General features: G+C 57.4%; 1 protein-coding gene. It reads left to right on the top strand.

Annotated elements, in window-relative coordinates:
- Nucleotides 1-52: 52 nt before the first annotated feature.
- The coding region (locus tag KIM67_RS18515; RefSeq protein WP_371815810.1) for an HYR domain-containing protein at nt 53-516 on the top strand (464 nt) is incomplete at its 3' end.

Here is a 516-nt window from a genome sequence, read left to right as displayed (position 1 = left end):
CTGTCCGGCGGATATTACCCAGAACGTGGATGCCGGGCAATCAACGGCAGTGGTGACCTATACGGCACCCGTTGGCACGGACAATTGTGGAACGGCAACGACGGTACAGATAGCGGGACTCGCTTCGGGAGCGGCATTCCCAACGGGAACGACTACGAACACCTTCGAGGTAACGGACGGTGCGGGCAACACGTTCACCTGTAGCTTTGATGTGACGGTGGTGGACAGCGAGGCACCGGTGATCAACTGTCCCTCGGATATCGTACAGGATACGGATGCGGGCGTATGCGAGGCTGTGGTCACGTATACTGTACCTGTGGGCACGGACAACAATCCGGGAGCGGTCACGGTACAGATAGCGGGCCTTCCCTCGGGTTCTACCTTTCCGATAGGGACGACTACGAACACCTTTGAGGTAACGGATTCATCGGGACTTACTGCGACCTGTAGTTTTGATGTGACGATAGTCGACAATGAGGACCCCACTGCGAGCGACCCATCTGCGATCACGGTGGA

It is taken from the genome of Flagellimonas sp. 389 (assembly GCF_018449435.1).
GTDB lineage: Bacteria > Bacteroidota > Bacteroidia > Flavobacteriales > Flavobacteriaceae > Flagellimonas.
This window is presented reverse-complemented; position numbering and strand designations above follow the sequence as displayed.